The organism is Pseudomonas sp. AC193 (assembly GCF_979258075.1).
In genome coordinates this window covers 4,087,237-4,108,553 of sequence record NZ_OZ409832.1, presented here as the reverse complement: position 1 = coordinate 4,108,553, position 21,317 = coordinate 4,087,237, and the positions used below count along the sequence as shown (strand labels likewise).

17 protein-coding genes and 1 pseudogene are annotated in these 21,317 nt (G+C 58.7%); 6 read left to right on the top strand and 12 right to left on the bottom strand.

Annotation, left to right across the window (positions count from 1 at the left end):
• Window positions 1–15 precede the first annotated feature (15 nt).
• The 3 genes from ACZZ0D_RS18600 to ACZZ0D_RS18590 form a co-directional block, all read right to left on the bottom strand.
• Window positions 16–825: a putative RNA methyltransferase gene (locus ACZZ0D_RS18600; RefSeq protein WP_150646954.1), complete on the bottom strand. Its 810-nt coding sequence runs from the start codon at window positions 823–825 to the stop codon at window positions 16–18.
• Entirely contained in the window at window positions 825–1,976 is a 1,152-nt protein-coding gene (gene dapE / locus ACZZ0D_RS18595) for a succinyl-diaminopimelate desuccinylase (protein ID WP_008078428.1), read from the bottom strand. Before dapE ends, ACZZ0D_RS18600 begins: the two co-directional genes overlap by 1 nt.
• Window positions 1,977–2,191: 215 nt before the next feature.
• Window positions 2,192–4,783 (bottom strand): glycosyltransferase, encoded by a 2,592-nt coding sequence (locus tag ACZZ0D_RS18590; protein ID WP_463553971.1) that lies wholly within the window; start codon window positions 4,781–4,783, stop codon window positions 2,192–2,194.
• A gap of 226 nt (window positions 4,784–5,009) precedes the next feature.
• Between ACZZ0D_RS18590 and tcdA the strand changes: the two genes are divergently transcribed.
• A complete protein-coding gene (gene tcdA / locus ACZZ0D_RS18585) occupies window positions 5,010–5,828 on the top strand; it encodes a tRNA cyclic N6-threonylcarbamoyladenosine(37) synthase TcdA (RefSeq protein ID WP_463553970.1) in 819 nt (272 codons plus the stop codon).
• A gap of 143 nt (window positions 5,829–5,971) precedes the next feature.
• Here the strand turns inward: tcdA and ACZZ0D_RS18580 are convergent, their stop codons facing one another.
• From ACZZ0D_RS18580 to ACZZ0D_RS18565, 4 genes and pseudogenes are all read right to left on the bottom strand, one after another.
• Window positions 5,972–6,376 carry a SufE family protein gene (locus tag ACZZ0D_RS18580; RefSeq protein WP_212543955.1) on the bottom strand — a complete coding sequence of 135 codons (405 nt, stop codon included), beginning with the start codon at window positions 6,374–6,376 and terminating at the stop codon, window positions 5,972–5,974.
• Window positions 6,373–7,578, bottom strand: a complete 1,206-nt coding sequence (locus tag ACZZ0D_RS18575) for an aminotransferase class V-fold PLP-dependent enzyme (RefSeq protein ID WP_463553969.1) — start codon at window positions 7,576–7,578, stop codon at window positions 6,373–6,375. Before ACZZ0D_RS18575 ends, ACZZ0D_RS18580 begins: the two co-directional genes overlap by 4 nt.
• Before the next feature lie 133 nt (window positions 7,579–7,711).
• Window positions 7,712–8,746: pseudogene (dapD, locus tag ACZZ0D_RS18570) on the bottom strand (2,3,4,5-tetrahydropyridine-2,6-dicarboxylate N-succinyltransferase).
• Window positions 8,747–8,779: 33 nt separating this feature from the next.
• Window positions 8,780–9,142 (bottom strand): ArsC family reductase, encoded by a 363-nt coding sequence (locus ACZZ0D_RS18565; protein ID WP_016985102.1) that lies wholly within the window; start codon window positions 9,140–9,142, stop codon window positions 8,780–8,782.
• A gap of 279 nt (window positions 9,143–9,421) precedes the next feature.
• Here ACZZ0D_RS18565 and ACZZ0D_RS18560 point away from each other — a divergent pair, with 279 nt between their 5' ends.
• Window positions 9,422–11,053, top strand: a complete 1,632-nt coding sequence (locus ACZZ0D_RS18560; RefSeq protein ID WP_463553968.1) for a Na+/H+ antiporter — start codon at window positions 9,422–9,424, stop codon at window positions 11,051–11,053.
• A 12-nt stretch (window positions 11,054–11,065) separates the two neighbouring features.
• On the opposite strand, the gene ACZZ0D_RS18555 is transcribed toward ACZZ0D_RS18560, so the two are convergent.
• The 5 genes from ACZZ0D_RS18555 to map all read right to left on the bottom strand — a co-directional run bounded on the left by ACZZ0D_RS18555 (window position 11,066) and on the right by map (window position 17,635).
• Window positions 11,066–11,707 carry a zinc metalloprotease gene (locus ACZZ0D_RS18555; RefSeq protein WP_463553967.1) on the bottom strand — a complete coding sequence of 214 codons (642 nt, stop codon included), beginning with the start codon at window positions 11,705–11,707 and terminating at the stop codon, window positions 11,066–11,068.
• Between the two features lie 96 nt (window positions 11,708–11,803).
• On the bottom strand, window positions 11,804–12,532 hold the full coding sequence (locus tag ACZZ0D_RS18550; RefSeq protein ID WP_008081689.1) for a M12 family metallopeptidase: 729 nt from the start codon (window positions 12,530–12,532) through the stop codon (window positions 11,804–11,806).
• Between the two features lie 167 nt (window positions 12,533–12,699).
• A complete protein-coding gene (dapC, locus tag ACZZ0D_RS18545; RefSeq protein ID WP_463553966.1) occupies window positions 12,700–13,899 on the bottom strand; it encodes a succinyldiaminopimelate transaminase in 1,200 nt (399 codons plus the stop codon).
• Between the two features lie 209 nt (window positions 13,900–14,108).
• A complete protein-coding gene (locus ACZZ0D_RS18540; RefSeq protein WP_463553965.1) occupies window positions 14,109–16,811 on the bottom strand; it encodes a [protein-PII] uridylyltransferase in 2,703 nt (900 codons plus the stop codon).
• Between the two features lie 41 nt (window positions 16,812–16,852).
• On the bottom strand, window positions 16,853–17,635 hold the full coding sequence (map, locus tag ACZZ0D_RS18535) for a type I methionyl aminopeptidase (RefSeq protein WP_016985097.1): 783 nt from the start codon (window positions 17,633–17,635) through the stop codon (window positions 16,853–16,855).
• Window positions 17,636–18,008: 373 nt separating this feature from the next.
• On the opposite strand from map, the gene rpsB reads away from it, so the two are divergent.
• The 4 genes from rpsB (at window position 18,009) to frr (ending at window position 21,310) form a co-directional block, all read left to right on the top strand.
• Window positions 18,009–18,749, top strand: a complete 741-nt coding sequence (gene rpsB / locus ACZZ0D_RS18530) for a 30S ribosomal protein S2 (RefSeq protein ID WP_053117619.1) — start codon at window positions 18,009–18,011, stop codon at window positions 18,747–18,749.
• Between the two features lie 190 nt (window positions 18,750–18,939).
• Window positions 18,940–19,803, top strand: coding sequence for a translation elongation factor Ts (gene tsf, locus ACZZ0D_RS18525; protein WP_007908856.1), 864 nt, complete (start codon window positions 18,940–18,942; stop codon window positions 19,801–19,803).
• A 209-nt stretch (window positions 19,804–20,012) separates the two neighbouring features.
• Window positions 20,013–20,756 carry a UMP kinase gene (pyrH, locus tag ACZZ0D_RS18520; protein ID WP_003222124.1) on the top strand — a complete coding sequence of 248 codons (744 nt, stop codon included), beginning with the start codon at window positions 20,013–20,015 and terminating at the stop codon, window positions 20,754–20,756.
• Window positions 20,753–21,310 (top strand): ribosome recycling factor, encoded by a 558-nt coding sequence (gene frr / locus ACZZ0D_RS18515; RefSeq protein WP_053117621.1) that lies wholly within the window; start codon window positions 20,753–20,755, stop codon window positions 21,308–21,310. Before pyrH ends, frr begins: the two co-directional genes overlap by 4 nt.
• The last annotated feature ends 7 nt before the right edge of the window (window positions 21,311–21,317 follow it).

Sequence of the window (21,317 nt, the reverse complement as noted above, 5' to 3'; positions counted from 1 at the left end):
CCCGAGACCAAAAGTTTATTGAAGAACGAAATAATCGTAGCGCATCGACACGGTGGTCTCGAACGGCTCGGCCTGTTCGATCACCGCCGCGCGACGCTCGGCACTGGCGCGCCAGCCGTGGGGTGTCATCGCCAACAGGTTGGCGCGATCCTCGGGCTTGTCCAGGGTCAGTTTGAATTCCAGGGTTTCACTGTGCGCCAGCGCCATGCCTTGCGGCACCAGGGCCAAGTGCTTGTCGTCGGTGTACTCGCGCACTTCGTCATACAGGCGTTCGCGCAGTTCCATCAGGTGGCCGCTGGTCGGGCCGACTTTCATCAGACCGCCGCCAACACTGAGCAGGCGCTTGGCTTCTTCCCAGTCCAGTGGACTGAAAACGCTGGCGAGAAACTGGCAACTGCCCGACGCCAACGGCACGCGAGCCATGCTGGCGATCAACCAGCTAATCGCCGGGTTGCGTTTGCAAGCGCGTTTGACCGCTTCACGGGAGATGTCCAGCGCGTAGCCATCGGCGTTCGGCAAGGCCTCGGCGATTTGCGCGGTGTAATAACCCTCGCCACAACCAATGTCGACCCAGCGGCCCGGCGCATAACTCGCCGCCAGCTCGGCCAGACGCTTGGCCACCGGCGCGTAATGGCCGGCGTTCAAAAAGTCGCGGCGCGCTTCAACCATGGCCTGATTGTCGCCAGGATCACGGCTGTTTTTGTGCTGCACCGGCAGCAGGTTCAGATAACCCTGGCGCGCACGGTCGAAGCGGTGGCCGGCGGGGCAGACCACGCCGTTATCCACCGCATTCAGCGGCTCACTGCAGATCGGACAAGCAAGCATCAGGCGAGCAACTTGATCATTGTCTGGTAGTAGATCTCGGTCAGTACGTCGAGATCCGCCGCCAGCACGCGTTCGTTGACCTGGTGGATGGTCGCGTTGACCGGGCCCAGTTCAACCACTTGCGTGCCCATGGTCGCGATGAAGCGGCCATCGGACGTACCGCCGCTGGTCGACGCTTTGGTCTCGCGACCGGTGATGTCCTTGATGCTCGCCGACACCGCGTCGAGCAGCGCGCCCGGTTCGGTGAGGAACGGCAGACCGGACAGCGCCCAGTCGATGTGCCAGTCCAGATCGTGTTTGTCGAGAATATCGGCCACACGTTTCTGCAGGCCTTCGACGGTCGATTCGGTGGAGAAACGGAAGTTGAACACCGCCACCAGATCGCCCGGAATCACGTTGGTCGCGCCGGTGCCGGAGTTGACGTTGGAGATCTGGAAACTGGTCGGCGGGAAGAAATCGTTGCCGTGATCCCAATGCTCGGCAGCCAGTTCGGCCAGCGCCGGAGCGGCGAGGTGGATCGGGTTCTTCGCCAGATGCGGGTAAGCGACGTGACCCTGAATGCCTTTGACGGTGAGCTTGGCACCCAGCGAGCCACGACGGCCGTTTTTCACCACGTCGCCCACCAGCGTGGTGCTCGACGGTTCGCCGACGATGCACCAGTCCAGACGTTCGTTACGCGCGGCCAAACGCTCGACCACAGCCTTGGTGCCGTGGTGCGCCGGGCCTTCTTCATCGCTGGTGATCAGAAACGCGACTTTACCCTTGTGATTCGGGTAATCGGCGACGAAGCGCTCGGCGGCGACGGTCATCGACGCCAGGCTGCCTTTCATGTCTGCCGCGCCACGGCCGCAGAGCATGCCGTGTTCATCGATCAGCGCGTTGAACGGGTCGATCTGCCACGCGGTGACCGGGCCGGTCGGCACCACGTCGGTGTGGCCGGCGAAGCACAGCACCGGGCCATCGTTGTTGCCGTGGGTGGCCCAGAAGTTATCCACATCTTCGATGCGCATCGGCTCGAGGCTGAAACCGGCATCGCCCAGGCGCTGCATCATCTGCTTCTGGCAATCGGCGTCGACCGGCGTCACGGATGGACGGCGGATCAGGTCGATGGCGAGTTGGAGGGTCGGCGAAAGGTCGGCGTGGGCCGTCATGGAAAACTCCGGAAATCATGAATGTGGGCACGGACTAAATGTGGGAGCGGGCTTGCTCGCGAAAGCAGTGTGTCAGTCGACATCAATGTTTAATGACACACCGCATTCGCGAGCAAGCCCGCTCCCACACGGCTTAGCGCCAAGCCCCGCAAAATGGCGGTTATCTTAAAGCAAAACGGCGACCATTGGCCGCCGTTTAGTGCATCGATGAGGATTTAGACGACCGGCGCCGGCTCAGCCTTGGCCGCAGGTTTCGGCAGCGACGACAGGAACGCCATGATCAGCGCCGCCAGATACGGCAGCGATTGCACCAGCAGCATCACCACCCAGAAGCGCATGTCGTTGCTCGGCATGCCGTTGACCAGATAGATCCCCAGCGCCGCGCCCCACAACAGCAGCATGATGAACAGCTCTTCCCGCGCTTCGGAAATCGCCACCCAGAAACCATGGTTGTCGGCGTTTTTCGGTGTGCGGAAGAACGGAATGCTGGTGGTGAAGAAGCCGTACAGCACCGCTTTGGCGATGGTGTGCGACAACGCCAGCCCGGCCAGTGCCGCGCAGAATGCATCTTTCAGGTTCACGCCGACGGCGCGACGGTAGAGGAAGATGATCTTGCCGACCTTGAACACGAACAGCGCCAGCGGCGGAATTGCAAAGATCAGCAACGGCGGATCGACCCGCTGCGGCACGATGATCATCGCCGCCGACCACAACAGCGCGCCGACGGTGAAGAAGATGTTCATGCCGTCCGCCACCCACGGCAACCAGCCCGCGAGGAAGTGGTAACGCTGGCCGCGTGTCAGTTCGGTGTCTTTGCCGCGCAGCAGGCTGCGGGTGTGGCGCTTGATGATCTGAATCGCACCGTAAGCCCAACGGAAACGCTGTTTCTTGAAGTCGATAAACGTATCCGGCATCAGACCCTTGCCGTAGCTGTCGTGGTAATACGCCGCCGACAGGCCTTTTTCGAACACGCGCAGACCGAGTTCGGCGTCTTCACAGATGCACCAGTCAGCCCAACCCAATTCTTCCAGCACCGAACGACGGGTCATGGTCATGGTGCCGTGCTGGATGATCGCGTCACGGTCGTTACGAGTGACCATGCCGATGTGGAAGAAGCCTTTGTATTCCGCGTAGCAGAGCTTCTTGAAGGTGCTTTCGTTCTGGTCGCGATAATCCTGCGGCGACTGCACCACGGCGATTTTCGGATCGGCGAAGTGCGGCACCATGTGCTTCAGCCAGTTCGGGTGCACGCAGTAATCGGAGTCGATCACGGCGATGACTTCGGCGTCTTTTGCGGTGTGCGGAATCAGGTAGTTCAGCGCGCCGCCCTTGAAACCGGCCAGGGGCGAGACGTGGAAGAACTTGAAGCGCGGGCCGAGGGTTGCGCAGTAGTCGCGCACCGGCTCCCACACCGCCGGATCCTTGGTGTTGTTGTCGATGATCAGGACTTCATAGTCCGGATAATCCAGCGCGGCGAGGGCGTCGAGGGTCTGTTTGACCATCTCCGGCGGCTCGTTGTAGCAAGGCACATGAATCGAGACTTTCGGGCGGTAGTTGGAGTCGCCCTCGACCGGCAGGAATTCGCGCCGGCGTTTGTGAATCCAAACCGCTTCGGCCAGCTCATGCGCTTCGGTCAGCAACACAATGAACACCCCGAGCGCACCGAGCGCCAACAGGAAGCCGACCGTCAAACTGAACCACGTGCTGTATTGCAGGCTGTAGTCGTAGCCGATCCAGACCAGCACCGAACCGCAAAGGAAGGCGATAAAGGTCAGGAAGATCCGCCCACGCTGACGCAGGGCCGAACCGTCGATCATCAGCAAAGTCAGCGACAACAGCGCCAGCACCACCGAGCCGATCGCCAGCACGCGCCACTGCGGGATCGCGACCACCGGGCCTTCGAAGTTGAATTTCTGCTGACGCGCGGCGTTGAACACGCCCCAGTACGCGCCGACCGAACCTTCGTCGCTGGCCTTCCACGGCTGGTCAAACGCTTCGATCACGAAGTAGTTGAAGCCTTGGCGGTTGAGCTTGTTGACCAAGGTACGCAGGTAAATCGCTTGATCCGCCGGCGACGCATCGGCGCCACCGCGCATGCGACCGTTGCTCGGCCAGCCAACCTCTGAGAGCAGCAGCGGTTTCTTCGGGAACAGTTTTTTCAGGTCGCGGGCACGGTCGAAAACGAACTGCCCAGCCTTGTCGACCGGAATAAATTCCCAGTACGGCAGAACGTGCGCAGCGATCAGATCCACGTGCTTGGCCAGCTCCGGGTGTTCTTCCCAGACGTGCCATTGCTCGGAGGTGGTCACCGGCACTTTCACCGCCGCGCGCACACGATCGAGCAACACGCTCAGCTCTTGCGCAGTGATTTCCTTACGGAAGATCGCTTCGTTCCCGACCACCACGCGAACCACGCTGCGCGAAGTGTTGGCCAGTTCGATGGCGCGGGTGATTTCCCGTTCGTTGCGTTCCTGATCGGGACTGATCCAGATCCCCAGCGTGACGCGCAGACCGAACTCTTCAGCCAGTTTCGGGATGTCTTGCAGCGAACCGTCGACTGAGTAGATGCGGATGTTGTCCGTCAGCTTGCTCATGATCTCCAGGTCGCGGCGCATTTCTTCGTCAGACGGATACTGATCCTTCTGCGGATATTGTCCCTGCTGGAACGGCGAATAGGAGAAACCGGAGATCTGCTCCGGCCAGTTCGGCGCGGAAACCGGGCGATTGATCAGTGCCCAGAAACCGGTGAACAGGGCAGCGATTGCCAGAACCACCACCAGGTTGAGTCCAAATTTACGCGATGACATAGCTATTTCGGGTTCCAAAGGCTGTGGAACGAAGGAGTCGGTTGGCGTTGCGCCTTTCTTATTGCAAAAGGGCGCGCATCCTACACCGGCAGTCTGCCAGTCGTACATCTGACAGGGAAATGCCCGACATTGGGCAGCCGACTTTGACTTAAGTTCTTACACTTGTAGCTCGAAGCTTAAAACTTGTCGCTGTGTAGCCCTATAATGCGCGCCGGTTTTTGGGGTAATGGTCATGAGTACAGAAGATCCGCGGTTTGCAGGCATCGCCCGTTTGTATGGCATCGAAGGTCTGGCGCGTTTGCGCGCGGCCCACGTGGCGATCGTCGGCGTCGGTGGCGTCGGTTCCTGGGCGGCGGAAGCCATGGCCCGTTGTGGCGTCGGCGAGATTTCGCTGTTCGACCTCGATGACGTCTGCGTCAGCAACGCCAACCGCCAGTTGCACGCGCTGGACAGCACCGTCGGCAAGCCCAAGGTCGAGGTGATGGCCGAGCGTCTGCGCGGGATCAACCCGGATTGCACCGTGCACGCGGTGGTTGACTTCGTCACCCGCGAGACCATGGCCGAATACATCACGCCGAACATCGATTGCGTGATCGACTGCATCGACGCGGTCAACGCCAAAGCTGCGCTGATTGCCTGGTGCAAACGCCGCAAGATTCAGATCATCACCACCGGCGGCGCGGGCGGGCAGATTGATCCGACGCTGATTCAGGTGTGTGACCTCAACCGCACGTTCAATGACCCGTTGGCCTCGAAAGTGCGTTCGACGTTGCGTCGTGATTATGGCTTTTCGCGCACCGTGACCCGTCATTACAGCGTGCCGTGTGTATTTTCTACGGAGCAACTGCGTTATCCGAAGCCGGATGGCAGCATTTGTTTGCAGAAGAGTTTTGTCGGTGACGGCGTGAAGCTGGACTGCGCGGGTGGGTTTGGTGCAGTGATGATGGTCACGGCGACGTTCGGGATGGTCGCGGCGACCAAGGCTGTGGACAAGATTGTGGCGGGCGTCCGGCGCCCGGCGGAGCGGGTCAAACCGATTAGCTAGCAAACCTTGTGGCGAGGGGATTTATCCCCGATGGGGTGCGAAGCGCCCCCAAGATCTGCTTCCTCGGAGCGTCAGGCTGTCCGCATGTGTCGGAGTTGGGGCCGCTTCGCAGCCCATCGGGGATAAATCCCCTCGCCACAGGATTAACCGGCCAACTCATTCATTCGCTTGAGCACGGCATTCAGGCCATTGCTGCGCGAGGGCGATAGCTGGCGCGAAAGGCCTAGCTGATTGAACCAGTCCGGCAGATCAATTTGCTGCAACTCCGCCGCTGACAGTCCGTTCACTCGCAACAGCAACAACGCCACCAACCCACGAATCATCCGCGCATCGCTGCTCGCCGCGAACTGCCAGTGACCATCACGCAATTCCCCAATGAGCCACACCTGACTCTCACAGCCATGCACCCGGTTGACTTCGCACTTGTCGGCGTCACTTAGCGGTGGCAACCGATCACCAAACTGCATCAACAACCGCGCGCGCTGTTCCCAACCCGCCGCATTCTGAAAAGTCTGCAACGCCTCGGCAGCCTCGACCGGCAAGCTCATCGCAACAGCTCCAGCGCCTGATCCAGCGCTTCAAAGAACCGTTCCAGATCCTCCGAATCGTTGTACAACGCCAGCGACACGCGAATCGCCCCGGCCAGCTCGAAGCTTTTCAACAGCGGCATCGCGCAATGATGTCCGGCGCGCACGGCAATACCTTGCTCGGTGAGCAAATGCGCCAAATCAGCGTTATGCACGCCTTCCACGATGAAACTGGCCAGCGCCAGTTGCGGCTTGCCGAGCAGGCGAATGCCGTTGCGAGCAGCGAGGCCACGCAGCAGATAGTCATGCAGCGCCGCTTCGTGGGCCGACACTGCGTCCTGATCGAGCCCGGCCAGATAATCCAGCGTCGCACCTAGGCCGATCACACTGGCAATCGGCGGTGTGCCCGCTTCAAAACCCAGCGGAGCAGGGCGGAAGCGCGCGTCGTGGTAGTTGGCTTCCAGCACCATTTCGCCGCCAAACTGCCAAGGCTTCAGTTTTTCAAGCGCAGCATTGCGCCCGAACAGAACGCCCAAACCATCCGGCCCATACAGCTTGTGGCTTGAAAACACGTAGAAGTCGCAACCCAGCGCCTGCACGTCATGCCGGCCATGCACTACGCCTTGCGCGCCATCGACCACGGTCAACGCGTTCTGCGCCTTGGCCATGCCCAGCAGCGCCGGCAATGGCTGCCAGGCACCGAGCACGTTGGACAACTGACTGACCGCCAGCAAGCGTGTACGCGGGCCAATCAAATGCACGGCAGCCGCGAGGTCAATCAAACCGTCAGCATCCAGCGGCAGAATCACCAGTTTCAGATTGCGCCGTTGCGCCAGTTGCTGCCACGGCAGCAGATTGGCGTGATGCTCCAGGGCGCTGATGACTATTTCATCGCCCGGGTGGAAAAGATGTTCCAGGCCATAAGCCAGGAGGTTCAGCGCACTGGTGGCGCCGTGGGTAAAGATGATCTGCCCGCTGTCTCCGGCATTCAGCCACTGCGCAACCTTGCGCCGACTGTCCTCGAACGCCTGCGTCGCATGGGCGCCGGGCAGGTGTTGCGCACGGTGCACATTGGCCGCGCCATTGGCGTAGTAATGCGTCAGCGCGTCGAGCAGGGCTTGGGGTTTTTGCGTGGTGGCGGCGTTGTCCAGATAGGTCTGGTCTTGCCGTTGCAGCGCGGCGATGGCCGGGAAATCGGCACGCCAGGGGGAGGGAATCATCATCTGTTCAGCCCTGTGAACTTGGGCGGGTGTACACCGCCCCCTGTAGGAGCCGAGCTTGCTCGCGAAGCTTTTGGCGGCCTCAAGGACGCCTTCGCGAGCAAGCTTTGCTCCTACAGAAGTCGGATGAGGCTGCTTAGTTGTGAGCGTGCAGCGCTTCGTTCAGTTCGATCGCCGATTTGTGGGTTTTGCATTCCACAGCACCGGTTTCCGAATTGCGACGGAACAGCAGGTCAGCCTGACCGGCCAGCTCACGCGCCTTCACAACCTTAACCAGGTTGTTGTTTTCGTCGAGCAGCGCCACCTTGGTGCCGGCGGTCACGTACAGGCCCGACTCAACAGTGTTGCGGTCGCCCAATGGAATACCGATACCGGCGTTGGCGCCGATCAGGCAGCCTTCGCCAACCTTGATCACGATGTTGCCGCCGCCCGACAGGGTGCCCATGGTCGAGCAGCCGCCGCCCAGATCGGAGCCCTTGCCGACGAATACGCCAGCAGAAACGCGGCCTTCGATCATGCCCGGGCCTTCGGTGCCGGCGTTGAAGTTGATGAAACCTTCGTGCATCACGGTGGTGCCTTCGCCGACGTAAGCGCCCAGACGCAGACGTGCCGCGTCAGCGATACGCACGCCGGCCGGAACCACGTAGTCGGTCATTTTCGGGAACTTGTCCACCGAGAACACTTCCAGCAGCTCGCCACGCAGACGGGCTTCCAGTTGCATTTCGGTCAGTTCGCTCAGGTCGATCGCGCCCTGGCTGGTTCAGGCCACGTTCGGCAGCAGCGGGAAGATGCCGGCCAGGCTCACGCCGTGCGGCTTGACCAGACGGTGCGACAGCAGGTGCAGCTTCAGATAAGCCTCAGGCGTCGAGGTCAGCTGAGCATCTTCGGCCAGCAGAGTGGCGACCAGCGGCTTGTGGCTTTCGGCCAGACGGGTCAGCAGTTTGCCTTGCACGGCGTCGATGCCTTTCACGGCTTCAGCCAGTTGCGCCGCCTGAGCGGTGGTGAAGGTGATGGCCTGGTTGCCTTCGATATAACCGAGGATTGGCGCAACGGCAGCGACCAGTTCGGCCGAAGGATTGAGCAATGGCTGTGCGTAGAACACTTCCAGCCAAGCGCCTTGACGGTTCTGAGTGCCGACACCAAAGGCGATGCTGAACAGGGAATTGGACATGTAAATACACCTCTACAAAGAGTGACGGGCTGCTTACTTCAGAGCGGCCGCGTAGATATCTGGCTTGAAGCCAATCAGGGTTCGGTCACCGAGATCGAGCACCGGGCGCTTGATCATCGAGGGTTGAGCGAGCATCAGTTCGATGGCTTTCGATTGGTCGAGATCGGCTTTGCGTTCGTCGTCGAGTTTGCGAAAGGTCGTGCCTGCGCGGTTCAACACCGTTTGCCAGCCGTGCTCGTCACACCATTGGGTCAGGTGCTCACGGTCGATGCCGGCGCTTTTGTAATCGTGAAAGTCGTAGCTGACAGCGTGCTCATCAAGCCAGGTGCGCGCCTTTTTCATGGTGTCGCAGGCTTTGATGCCGAAAAGGTGCAACGTTTTACTTGAAACGGTCAAGGAATTGCCCCCTTTACAGGTGCTGGAGAAAAATGGTGACGGATTATGCCATGACCCTTCGGCGAATACGCAAAACCCTGTAGGAGCTGTCGAGTGAAACGAGGCTGCGATCTTTTGATTGTGTCTTTAAAGATCAAAAGATCGCAGCGTGCCGCAGCTCCTACACATTGTTGTGCGGACATCATTTGGGGCGTGTGCGACATAGGTGCAAACGCCAGACGCATCCTAAGCGGCTAATATGGCAGTTCAACGCTGTCGATTGTCTGAGATTTCCGCTTTATGCAAACCGCTTACACCGTCCTGATCCTGCTGATGCTGGTCAGCGTCTCGCGTCTGGTCGGACGGGTCATCCCGCTGCCGCTTCCTTTAGTGCAAATCGCCGCCGGTGCCTTGCTGGCCTGGCCGACGCTGGGTTTGCACGTTGCCCTCGACCCCGAACTGTTTCTGTTTCTGTTCCTGCCGCCGCTGCTGTTTTCCGATGGCTGGCGCATGCCCAAACGCGAGTTCTGGCATCTGCGCGGGCCGATTCTGACGCTGGCGGTGGGCCTCGTGCTGTTCACTGTGGTCGGCGCCGGTTACTTCATTCACTGGTTATTGCCGACGATTCCGTTGCCCGTGGCTTTCGCCTTGGCGGCCGTGTTGTCGCCGACCGACGCCGTGGCCGTCTCGGCTATTTCGCAGAACCGCTTGCCGACCCCGCTGATGCACATCCTGCAGGGCGAGGCGCTGATGAACGACGCCTCTGGCCTGGTGACCTTCAAGTTCGCCTTGGCCGCCGCCATCACCGGCGTGTTCTCGCTGACCAACGCCAGCCTGACCTTTGTCGTGGTAGCGCTCGGTGGTCTGGCGGTCGGCGTGGCGCTGAGCTGGCTGGTCGGACGCCTGCGCTCGTGGATGATCGCGCGCGGCTGGGATGATCCAGCGACGCACGTTGTATTTATGTTGCTGCTGCCGTTCGCCGCGTATGTCTTGGCTGAACGCCTCGGCGTGTCGGGCATTCTGTCGGCAGTGGCGGCGGGGATGATGCAGAGCTGGCTCGATTTGCTGCCTCGGCAGACCAGCACCCGTTTGCTCAACCGCAGCGTCTGGTCGCTGCTGGAATTTGCTTTCAACGGCTTGATCTTCCTGCTGCTCGGCCTGCAATTGCCGGACATCATCAAAGCCGTGGTCAGCCATGAACCGACCTTGTGGCCAACCCTTTTGTATCGCGGCCTCGACGTCGTGGCGATTTTCCTCGCGTTGGTGCTGCTGCGATTTATCTGGGTGCAGAGCATCTGGCGTTTGTCGGTGATGCTGCGGCGATTGCGCGGCAAGGGCGAGTTGACGCAAGTACCGACCGCGCGTTCCTGCTGGTTGCTGACCGTTGGCGGTGTGCGCGGTGCGGTGACGCTGGCGGGTGTGATGTCGGTGCCGATGCTGGTGGGCGTGGAGGCATTTCCCGAGCGTGATCTGCTGATCTTCATCGCCGCCGGGGTGATTCTGCTCTCACTGATTTCGGCGTGTATCGCGCTGCCGCTGTTACTGCGCGGCATCGAAAAGAGCCCGGACGACAAGCGTCGCCAAGAAGTACGCGATGCCTGGCGCAAAACCGCCGAAGCAGCGATTCACTCACTGGAAACCGAGGAGCTCCCACCGCAGGATGCCGCTCAAGCGGCGCTGGCGGCAGAGCTCAAGGCGCGGATCATGTCTGAATATCGCCATCAACTCGACGTGTTCAACGACTCCGCCGAAGCGCAGGCGATGGCATTTCAGATGGATCTGCTGGAGCGGCGTTTGCGTTTGAAGGCGCTGCGAGCGCAGCGCCTGGAACTCTATAGTCTTAGCCGTCATCACCAGATTGGTGATGACGTATTACGTGAAGTGTTGGGTGAACTTGATTTGAGTGAAGCAAATCTTGGACAGGTGAAATAACCAGGCTCGGGTTTACACCGGGCAGGGGTAAGCCTTCGCCATGAAGGCTTTGTCTTTTTCGCTGAGCTCCAGATTAAGAAAGTTCTGAAAATCGCCTGTGGTCCAGGATTGGTAAATGACGTAGTGCATGATCGACTTGCGGTCGTAGTCCGAGCAAATGCTGTCTTCGGTGGCTGCCCGATCAAGATACTCACGGTGTAGCCATTGGCGCTTCCTGTTCGCCTCGTAGTTATCCTTATCAGGATTATCGGTAATGCCGTGTCTTTCGTAGATGGCGGGCACATTCCATGGAATTGCGGCTGCCGGGTGGATCTGTTCGTGTTCCGCACCCAGCATATGGCCGAACTCATGCATCACATTCGCGGCGAAATAACGCGCGTGAATGGCCGGGTGAGGCCAGAGCTGCATCGTCGCTGTATGGGTATTGAGTAAGGCGTCAGTGCCAATATTGGACGAGAAAACGCCATCGTTGCTAAGTATGCGGATATCCCCCTCGACACCCTCAACGAAATCAAACTTCAAGTTGATGTGCGGCAACCAATTGCTGGCTGCCGCGATGGTCGCGTCTTTGAACTCTTGCGTGCCATTGAGGAAGGCGATACGAAGAATGCGGCCGGGAGTCCACAGTTTCGATGGGTTTTTTCTAGCCCACATCAGTAATGCACTCCACAAGCATTTGTCTTGAACAGGGCGGGGGCGTGAGTTGAATTGGATAACATGGTTTAACTTCCTTGTTTTTTGCGAGATTGCTTATTGGGGATAGAGCAAGCTCATCATCTTGATGTCTTTCTTGCTGATCTCGCGATTGATCGGGTTCTCCCAGTCGCCCAAAGTCAAATCGTTAGATACCGGATGATGCATGATCGATTTACGGTCGTACTCTGTGTAAATCGCTTCGAGGGTGTTGAATGGCGTGAACAGGTTGAAGTCCACTTGCTCCGGGGTCAGCGGCCCCATCTCGCGGTTCTGGTAATAGTCGTACACTTTCGGTTTGTCCCAAGGGATGTCGGCCTGCGGGTGCTGGTGTTCGTGCATGGCGCCCAGAGCATGGCCAAACTCGTGGGTGACAATGGTTTCAAAGTCTTCATGATCCGGTTTGACGCCCAGGTTCATCGTTGGCCAATCCGGATGAATCAGCAGCGCGTCTGTGCCGAGCATGGAACTGTTGTAATTATTCTTTGTGGCGATGCGAATATCACCTTGCAGGTCATCGACAAACTCGAAACTCAGATTAACGTATGGAATCCAGCGAACAGCTGCCTCCATGATTTTGCGTTTGTGATCAGGGTCGACGTCGTCGATGAAGGCGATGGTCAGCGTTCGACCATTGGCCCACAGTTTTGAATAGTTGATCAGCGAGCGTTTGCGTCGACCGCCGCTGGCGGAAGTTACGTTCGCCGGATTCTCTTTAATGGCCGCCTCATAAGCAGCGAGATCATCCGGCCACTGTAGGAGTTTGCAATCCTGGAGATCATTCATCTTTATTTTCTTCCCTGAAGTTGTACTTGATGTTGAATTTTATGCGATGAAAATCGCGACTCAAGAGTAAGTCGTGAGGGACGAAAGAGGGAGTGATCAGTTGTTTTGAAGTGTAACTTGCATGGGAAAGTTACCGTGCCAGATTGCCTGGCACGGTATTCAGTTGTTTATTTCTGACGGGTAATGAACGCGCGAATACGTTCTGCCGCTTCAACACATTCAGCCAACGGCGCAACCAGCGCCATACGCACACGGCCGGCGCCCGGATTAACGCCATCGACATCACGGGACAGATAAGAACCCGGCACCACAGTGACATGCTCTTGTTCGAACAAATCACGGCAGAACGCCGCGTCATCACCGTTCACATTCGGCCACAGATAGAAGCTGCCATCCGGACGCTGCACGTCCATCACCGGGCTGAGGATTTCCAGTACTGCGTCGAACTTCTCGCGGTACAGCGCACGGTTGGCGCGCACGTGTTCTTCGTCGTTCCATGCGGCAACGCTGGCCAGTTGCGTTTGTACCGGCATCGCGCAGCCGTGGTAGGTGCGATAGAGCAGGAAGCCTTTGAGGATGTCGGCATCGCCAGCAACGAAACCGGAACGCAGGCCCGGCAGGTTGGAACGCTTGGACAGACTGTGGAAGACCACGCAACGTTTGAAATCCTTGCGACCCAGTTCGACGCAAGCGGTGAGCAGGCCCGGCGGCGGGGTTTGCTCGTTGAAGTACAGTTCGCTGTAGCACTCGTCGGCGGCGATCACGAAGTTGTATTCGTCGGCCAGGGCGATGAGTTTTTTCAGCACATCGACCGGGATCAGTGCGCCGGTCGGGTTGCCCGGCGAGCACAGGAACAGGATCTGGCAACGCTTCCAGATGTCCGGCGATACCGCGTCGAAATCCGGGTTGAAGCCGTTTTTGTCGAGGCACGGCAGGTAATGCGGCTTGGCCCCGGCGAGGAACGCGGCGCCTTCGTAGATTTGATAGAACGGGTTCGGGCTGACCACCAGCGCATCGTCGCCGCGATTGACCACGGTCTGGGTGAAGGCGAACAGCGCTTCACGGGTGCCGTTGACCGGCAGCACGTTGCGCGCCGGATCGATCCAGCCGCTCGGCACGCCGAAACGACGCTCGCACCAGCCGGCAATGGCTTCGCGCAGGGCCGGGATGCCCAATGTGGTCGGGTACACCGCCATCTGATCCAGATTGTTCGCCAGCGCTTCGGCGACAAAGCTTGGCGAGCGATGTTTCGGCTCGCCGATCGACAGGGCGATCGGACGTTTGTCCGGGTTCGGCGTGACGGTGCCGAGCAGGGCGCGGAGCTTTTCGAACGGGTAGGACTGGAGCTGGTTCAGAGCGTTGTTCATTGGGGCCTCGTTCAATGTGGGAGTGGCCATGCTCCAACTTTCAGGCTGGATGAGAAATCTGTGGGAGCGAGCCTGCTCGCGATGAGGGCGGCAGATTCAGCATTTATGTGTGCTGAAGCACCGCTATCGCGAGCAGGCTCGCTCCCACATGGGGTCATTGCCAGGCTTGCAGTGGAGCTTGCCGGTTCCAACAGGGGAAATTCATTGATTCAAATACTGATACGCGAAAGCTTGATATCCGGTTCCTGATTGACGCTCAACTGCTCAACAATCGCATCCTGCAAACGGCTGCACAGCAGCGGGTCGGACAGCGGCTGGTTGTGCGCGTCGGTGATAAAGAACACGTCTTCCACCCGCTCGCCCAAGGTCGCAATCTTGGCGTTCTGCAGCGACAGGTCGAACTCCAGGAAAATCCCGCCGATCCGCGCCAGCAGTCCCGGCCGATCCGGTGCGGTCAGTTCCAGCACGGTCACTGGTCGCTGCGCATCGTTATGGATTGTCACTTGCGGGGCGAAGGCAAAATGCTTGAGCTGACGCGGCACCCGACGCTGAATGATCGTCGGGTAGTCGTCCGGGTTGCGCAGCGCTTCGGTCAGGCCTTCGCGGATCTGTTTGACCCGCGTCGGGTTGTCGCCGATGGACTCGCCTTCGTTGTCGAGCACGATGTAGGTGTCGAGGGTGAACTGACTGCTCGAGGTGATAACCCGCGCGTCATGAATGTTCAGGTTGAGCTGATCCATCGCCGCCACGGTCACTGCGAAGAAGTCGTGCTGATCCGGTGCATAAATGAAGATCTGTGTGCCGCCCTCGAACTCGCGCTGGGTGGTTTCCTTGATCAACACCAGCGGCCCGCCATCGACCGGTTGCTGCAGGATCGCATCGCTGTGCCAGGCCACGTCGCCGGCGGTGTGGCGCAGGAAATAGTCATCGCCCAACTGCGCCCACAACTGCTCGACGTCGTCCGGATCGGTGCCGCCGCGCACCAGAATGTCCAGTGCCGCGCTCTGGGTCTGGCGGATCTGCTCTTCGCGATCAACCGGGTTTTCCAGGCCACGACGCAAGGCGCGTTTGGTCTCGGTGTAGAGCTGACGCAACAGGCTCGCTCGCCATGAGTTCCACAGTGTCGGGTTGGTCGCGTTGATGTCGGCCACGGTCAGCACGTACAGGTAGTCGAGGCGGGTTTCGTCGCCGACTGCCTGTGCGAAATCGTGGATCACCTGTGGGTCGGACAAGTCCTTGCGCTGCGCGGTGGTCGACATCACCAGGTGGTTCTGCACCAGCCAGACAATCAGACGGCTGTCCCACACCGGCAACTGATGGCGCTGGCAGAATGCCTCGGCATCGACCGCACCGATCTCCGAGTGATCGCCATGCCGACCCTTGCCAATGTCGTGGTACAGGCCGGCCATGTAGATCAGTTCGGGCTTGGGCAGTTTCGCCATGAGCTTGGCGGCCAGCGGGAATTTTTCCGACACCTGGGTGTACTGCAATTTGCGCAGGTGCTTGATCAGATTGAGCGTGTGCGCGTCGACCGTATAGATGTGGAACAGGTCGTGCTGCATCTGCCCGACGATAAAACCGAACTCCGGCAGATAACGCCCGAGAATGCCGTAGCGGTTCATCCGGCGCAGGTTGCGGTGGATGCCGATCTTGCACTTGAACAGCTCGATGAACAGGCTGGTGTTGCGAATATCGTTACGGAAATTGTCGTCGATCAGGTGACGGTGCTCACGCAGCAGGCGAATGGTGTCTGCACGTACGCCTTTGATTTCTGGCTGCTGGGCCATCAGCACAAAGATTTCCAGCATGGCGAACGGTGTGCGGCGGAACACGTTGTCGTTGCGCGCTTCGATGTAGCCGTCATGCAATTGAAAACGCGCGTTGATCGGCTGCGGAGGCGCTTCGTCTTCCGGCGCGAGGATGACTTCCTCGAAGTGCTGGATGATCAGCTCGCTGAGCTGGGCGATGCTCATCACTACGCGGAAATACTGTTGCATGAAGTTTTCGACCGCCTGTTTGGCGTCGTCACCTTCAAAACCCAGCAGGCCGGCAATGGTGCGCTGGTGATCGAACAGCAAGCGGTCTTCGGAACGGCCAGCGAGCATGTGCAGGGCGTAACGCACTTTCCAGAGGAATTCCTGGGAGGAGGCGAGCAGGGCGTTTTCGCTCTCAACGAGGAAACCTTCGCCAGCGAGGGCGCGCAGGTTCAGCGTGCCGTATTGGCGACGCGCAACCCACAGAATGGTCTGAATATCCCGTAGTCCGCCGGGCGAGCCTTTGACGTTGGGTTCGAGGTTGTATTCGGTGTCGTTGTATTTGTGGTGGCGCGCCTTTTGTTCGGCGCGTTTGGCCAGGAAGAACTCCTTGGCCGGCCACATGTGTGCGGTGCTGGTGACGTCGAGCATGCGCTGACGCAGACGCTCGGGGCCGCAAATGGTGCGGCTTTCCATCAGGTTGGTGACCACGGTCAGGTCGGCGCGCGCCTCTTGGGCACATTCGTCGACCGAGCGAACGCTCTGACCGACTTCCAGGCCGATGTCCCACAGCAAAGTGAGAAAACGCTCGATGGAATCGCGGAAGACTTCGTGATCAGCGCTGTCCAGCAGGATCAGCAAATCAATGTCGGAATACGGGTGCAACTCTCCACGACCGTAGCCGCCGACCGCGACCAGCGCGATGTCGGCGTCTTCGCTCCAGTTGAACTGCTCCCAGGCCTTTTGCAGGATGTTGTCGACGAACCAGGCACGGTCTTCGATCAGGCGGCGGATGTCGCGGCCATTGCGAAAACGCGTGTCGAGTACCTCGCGAGCCTGGCGGATCGCCTTCTTGAACGCCGCGATAGGACTCGCTTTGAGGGCCAGTTCAGCCTGGAACTGGCCGCGGTCGAAGAGTTCGGGATCCACCTGCGGCATTGATTGGCTTTCCTTCTATAAGGCTGGGAGCGTTTGCTGGATCAGGCCGAGATGCGCGGGATGGTGTCGTCGGCGCGCAGGGTGAAGATCTCGTAGCCGGTGTCGGTGACCAGCAGGGTGTGTTCCCACTGTGCCGACAGCTTGCGGTCTTTGGTGATCGCGGTCCAGCCGTCGCCCAATACTTTGGTGTCGGCCTTGCCCTGGTTGATCATCGGTTCGATGGTGAAGGTCATGCCGGCCTTCAGTTCCATACCAGTGCCGGCCCGGCCGTAGTGCAGAATCTGCGGCTCTTCGTGGAAGACCTTGCCGATGCCGTGGCCGCAGAACTCGCGAACGACGGAGAAACCGTTCTTTTCCGCGTGCTTCTGAATCACTTCACCGATGTCGCCGAGGCGGCAACCGGGTTTGACGATTTCGATCGCCTTGTACATGCATTCCTGAGTGATCTGCGACAGACGCTCGGCCCAGACCGGCACTTCGCCGACGTGGAACATGCGGCTGGTGTCGCCGTGGTAGCCGTCTTTGATCACGGTCACGTCGATGTTCAGGGTGTCGCCGTTTTTCAGCGGCTTGTCGTTCGGGATGCCGTGGCACACAACGTGGTTGATCGAGGTGCAGATCGACTTCGGGTAGCCCTTGTAGTTGAGCGGGGCAGGGATGGCTTGCTGCACGTTTACGATGTAATCGTGGCAGATCTGGTTCAGCTCATCGGTGGTGACGCCCGGTTTGACATGTTCGGCAATCATTTCCAGCACATCGGCGGCCAGTTTGCCGGCGACACGCATGCCAGCGATGTCCTCGGGGGTTTTGAGGTTGACGGTCATACAGGCTCTCTCTGCGCTCGGCGGCGCTTGCTGATACGAATAGGGTGGCAGGTGTGCGTTTTGCGACCCTGAAAAACGCGATTCTAACAGACGCACGGCGCAATTCAGTGCCTGCGTGCATCGCTTCTCTCTATACAATGGTGCCCCTGAAGCCGATTCCAAGGGGGCTGCGCCCATGTCCTTGGTGCGAATACAGATTTCGTGTTCCGTTTCTGCGCACCCTGTGGTATAAAATGCGCCGCTTTCCGGGGATACCCCGAAAAGCTTAAATCCACACACGTGTCGACACGATGACCTGGGTGCTTTTGGCTTTATGCCACTGGTTGGTCATTGGGATACGTGGAGGCCAAACCCGACTTATTAAGGAACTATCATGTCCCAAGTCAATATGCGCGATATGCTGAAGGCCGGTGTGCACTTCGGTCACCAAACCCGTTACTGGAATCCGAAAATGGGTAAGTACATTTTCGGCGCGCGTAACAAGATTCACATCATCAACCTTGAAAAAACCCTGCCAATGTTCAACGAAGCTCTGACTTTCGTAGAGCGTCTGGCCCAGGGCAAAAACAAGATTCTGTTCGTCGGCACCAAGCGTTCCGCTGGCAAGATCGTTGCTGAAGAAGCAGCACGTTGCGGTTCGCCGTACGTCGATCACCGCTGGTTGGGCGGCATGCTGACCAACTTCAAAACCATTCGTGCTTCCATCAAGCGTCTGCGTGACCTTGAAGTTCAAGCCGAAGACGGTACTTTCGCCAAGCTGACCAAGAAAGAAGCGCTGATGCGCACTCGTGATCTTGAGAAGCTGGATCGTTCGCTGGGCGGCATCAAGGACATGGGCGGTCTGCCAGACGCACTGTTCGTGATCGACGTTGACCACGAGCGCATCGCGATCACCGAAGCCAACAAGCTGGGCATCCCGGTTATCGGCGTTGTCGATACCAACAGCAGCCCGGAAGGCGTTGACTACATCATCCCAGGCAACGATGACGCAATCCGCGCTATCCAGCTGTACATGGGTTCGATGGCTGACGCAGTTATCCGTGGTCGCAACAATGTTGGCGGCGGCACTGTAGAGTTCGCAGCTGAAGAAGCTCCGGCAGCTGCAGCTGAGTAATTAACGCCCTGGCGTTGACTCAGTAAGCAAAAAGGGGGCTTGGCCCCCTTTTTGCCACCTCGAAAACCATTTGTCGGCAGCGCAGCTACAGCATCTGTAACGTGCAGCGGCTACAAACGGCTTCGGGAAGAATTGAACGCCCGTTCGATCGGGTGGAATGGTTGAAAACCTATCCAAGAGGAATTTGAAAATGGCAGCAATTACTGCAGCGTTGGTTAAAGAACTGCGTGAGCGTACCGGCGAAGGCATGATGGATTGCAAGAAAGCCCTGGAAAAGGCTGACGGCGACATCGAAAAAGCCATTGATGACATGCGTGCTTCGGGCGCAATCAAGGCTGCCAAAAAAGCAGGCAACGTAGCTGCTGAAGGCGCGATCGCTCTGAAAGAAGACGGCAAATCTGCTGTTCTGCTGGAAGTGAACTCGCAGACCGACTTCCTGGCTCTGCAGGACGACTTCAAGGCATTCGTTGCTGAAAGCATTGAAAAAGCCTTCGCTGACAAGCTGACCGATGTTGCTCCGCTGATCGAAGCGCAAGAAGCTGCTCGTCTGGTACTGGTCGGCAAGGTTGGCGAAAACGTCAACATCCGTCGTCTGGTTCGCGTAGAAGGCGACGTTGTTGGTGGCTACCTGCACGGCAACAAGATCGGTGTTGCAGTTGTTCTGAAAGGCGGCAACGTTGAACTGGCCAAAGACATCGCTATGCACGTAGCGGCCAGCAACCCTGAGTTCCTGCTGCCATCGGAAGTTTCGGCTGAAGCGATCGAGCGCGAAAAAGCTGTGTTCCTGCAGCTGAACGAAGAGAAGATCAAAGGCAAGCCAGAAAACATTGTTGAAAATATGGTCAAAGGCCGTATCAGCAAGTTCCTGGCAGAAGCAAGCCTGGTTGAGCAGGCGTTCGTCAAGAACCCTGAAATCAAGGTTGGCGAACTGGCCAAGAAAGCCGGTGCTGAAATCGTTTCCTTCACCTACTTCAAAGTAGGCGAAGGCATCGAGAAGCCGGTCGACAACTTCGCTGAAGAAGTTGCTGCCCAGCTGGCTGCCGCCAAGCAATAAGACAGTTTTCAACTGTCGCCCGAAAGAGGCTGCCCGCTTACGCGCGCAGCCTCTTTTCAGATGGGGTAGCCAATTTTTTATTGGTTTCCACTTGGAACTGACTTACAAAGCCATGTTCCGATGGCGCTGAAGCAGCGCCAAGCTAGAGTGAACGCCAGCTGTAAACAGCTCGCACAGAATTTTTTAATACGCCGCAGGAGAGATTCGCAATGGCTCAGCAGGGCAGTGGTTATCAGGCTCGCTATAAACGCATTCTACTCAAGCTTAGCGGCGAGGCCCTGATGGGCTCGGAAGAGTTCGGGATCGATCCGAAAGTGCTCGATCGCATGGCGCTGGAAGTCGGCCAACTGGTCGGCATCGGTGTTCAGGTCGGTCTGGTGATCGGTGGCGGTAACCTGTTCCGTGGCGAAGCCCTGAGCAAAGCCGGTATGGATCGGGTCACAGGCGACCACATGGGCATGCTGGCCACTGTGATGAACGCCCTGGCCATGCGCGATGCGCTGGAACGTGCCAATATCTCGGCCATCGTGATGTCGGCGATTTCCATGGTTGGCGTAACCGATCACTACGATCGCCGCAAAGCCATGCGTCACCTGAACTCCAAGGACGTCGTGATTTTCGCAGCCGGTACCGGCAACCCGTTCTTCACCACGGATTCGGCAGCCTGCCTGCGTGCCATCGAAATCGATGCCGACGTCGTGCTGAAAGCGACCAAGGTCGATGGTGTTTACACCGCAGACCCGTTCAAAGACCCGCATGCCGAGAAGTTCGATCATCTGACTTATGATGAAGTACTGGATCGCAAGCTGGGTGTAATGGATCTGACCGCTATCTGCCTGTGCCGCGATCACAAGATGCCGCTGCGCGTATTCAACATGAACAAACCTGGTGCCCTGCTGAACATCGTCCATGGCGGCGCTGAAGGCACCCTGATCGAGGAAGGTCAACAATGATCAACGAAATCAAAAAAGACGCTCAAGAGCGCATGCAAAAATCCCTGGACTCTCTGGCTCACGCCTTTGGCCAGATCCGTACCGGTAAGGCTCACCCAAGCATTCTGGGCAGCGTGATGGTGCCGTACTACGGCGCTGACACCTCCATCACCCAGGTTGCCAACATCACTGTTAAAGACTCGCGCACCCTGCAAGTCGTGGCCTTCGAGCGCAACATGCTCGCTGCCGTCGACAAGGCAATCCAGAGCGCTGGCCTGAATCTCAACCCGACCAACCTCGGCGAGTTGTTGCTGATCTCCATGCCTGCCCTGACTGAAGAAACCCGTAAGGGCTTCACCAAGCAGGCGCGCAGCGCTGCTGAAGACGCTCGTGTTGCCGTGCGCAACATCCGTCGTGACGCGTTGGGCGAGCTGAAGAAGCTGGTCAAGGATAAAGAAATCAGCGAAGACGAAGAGCGTCGTGCAATCGCCGATATCGATAAGCTGACCAAGGATTCCGAAGCCATGATCACCAAGGCCACGGAAGAGAAAGAAAAAGACCTGATGGCCGTATAAGGGTCGA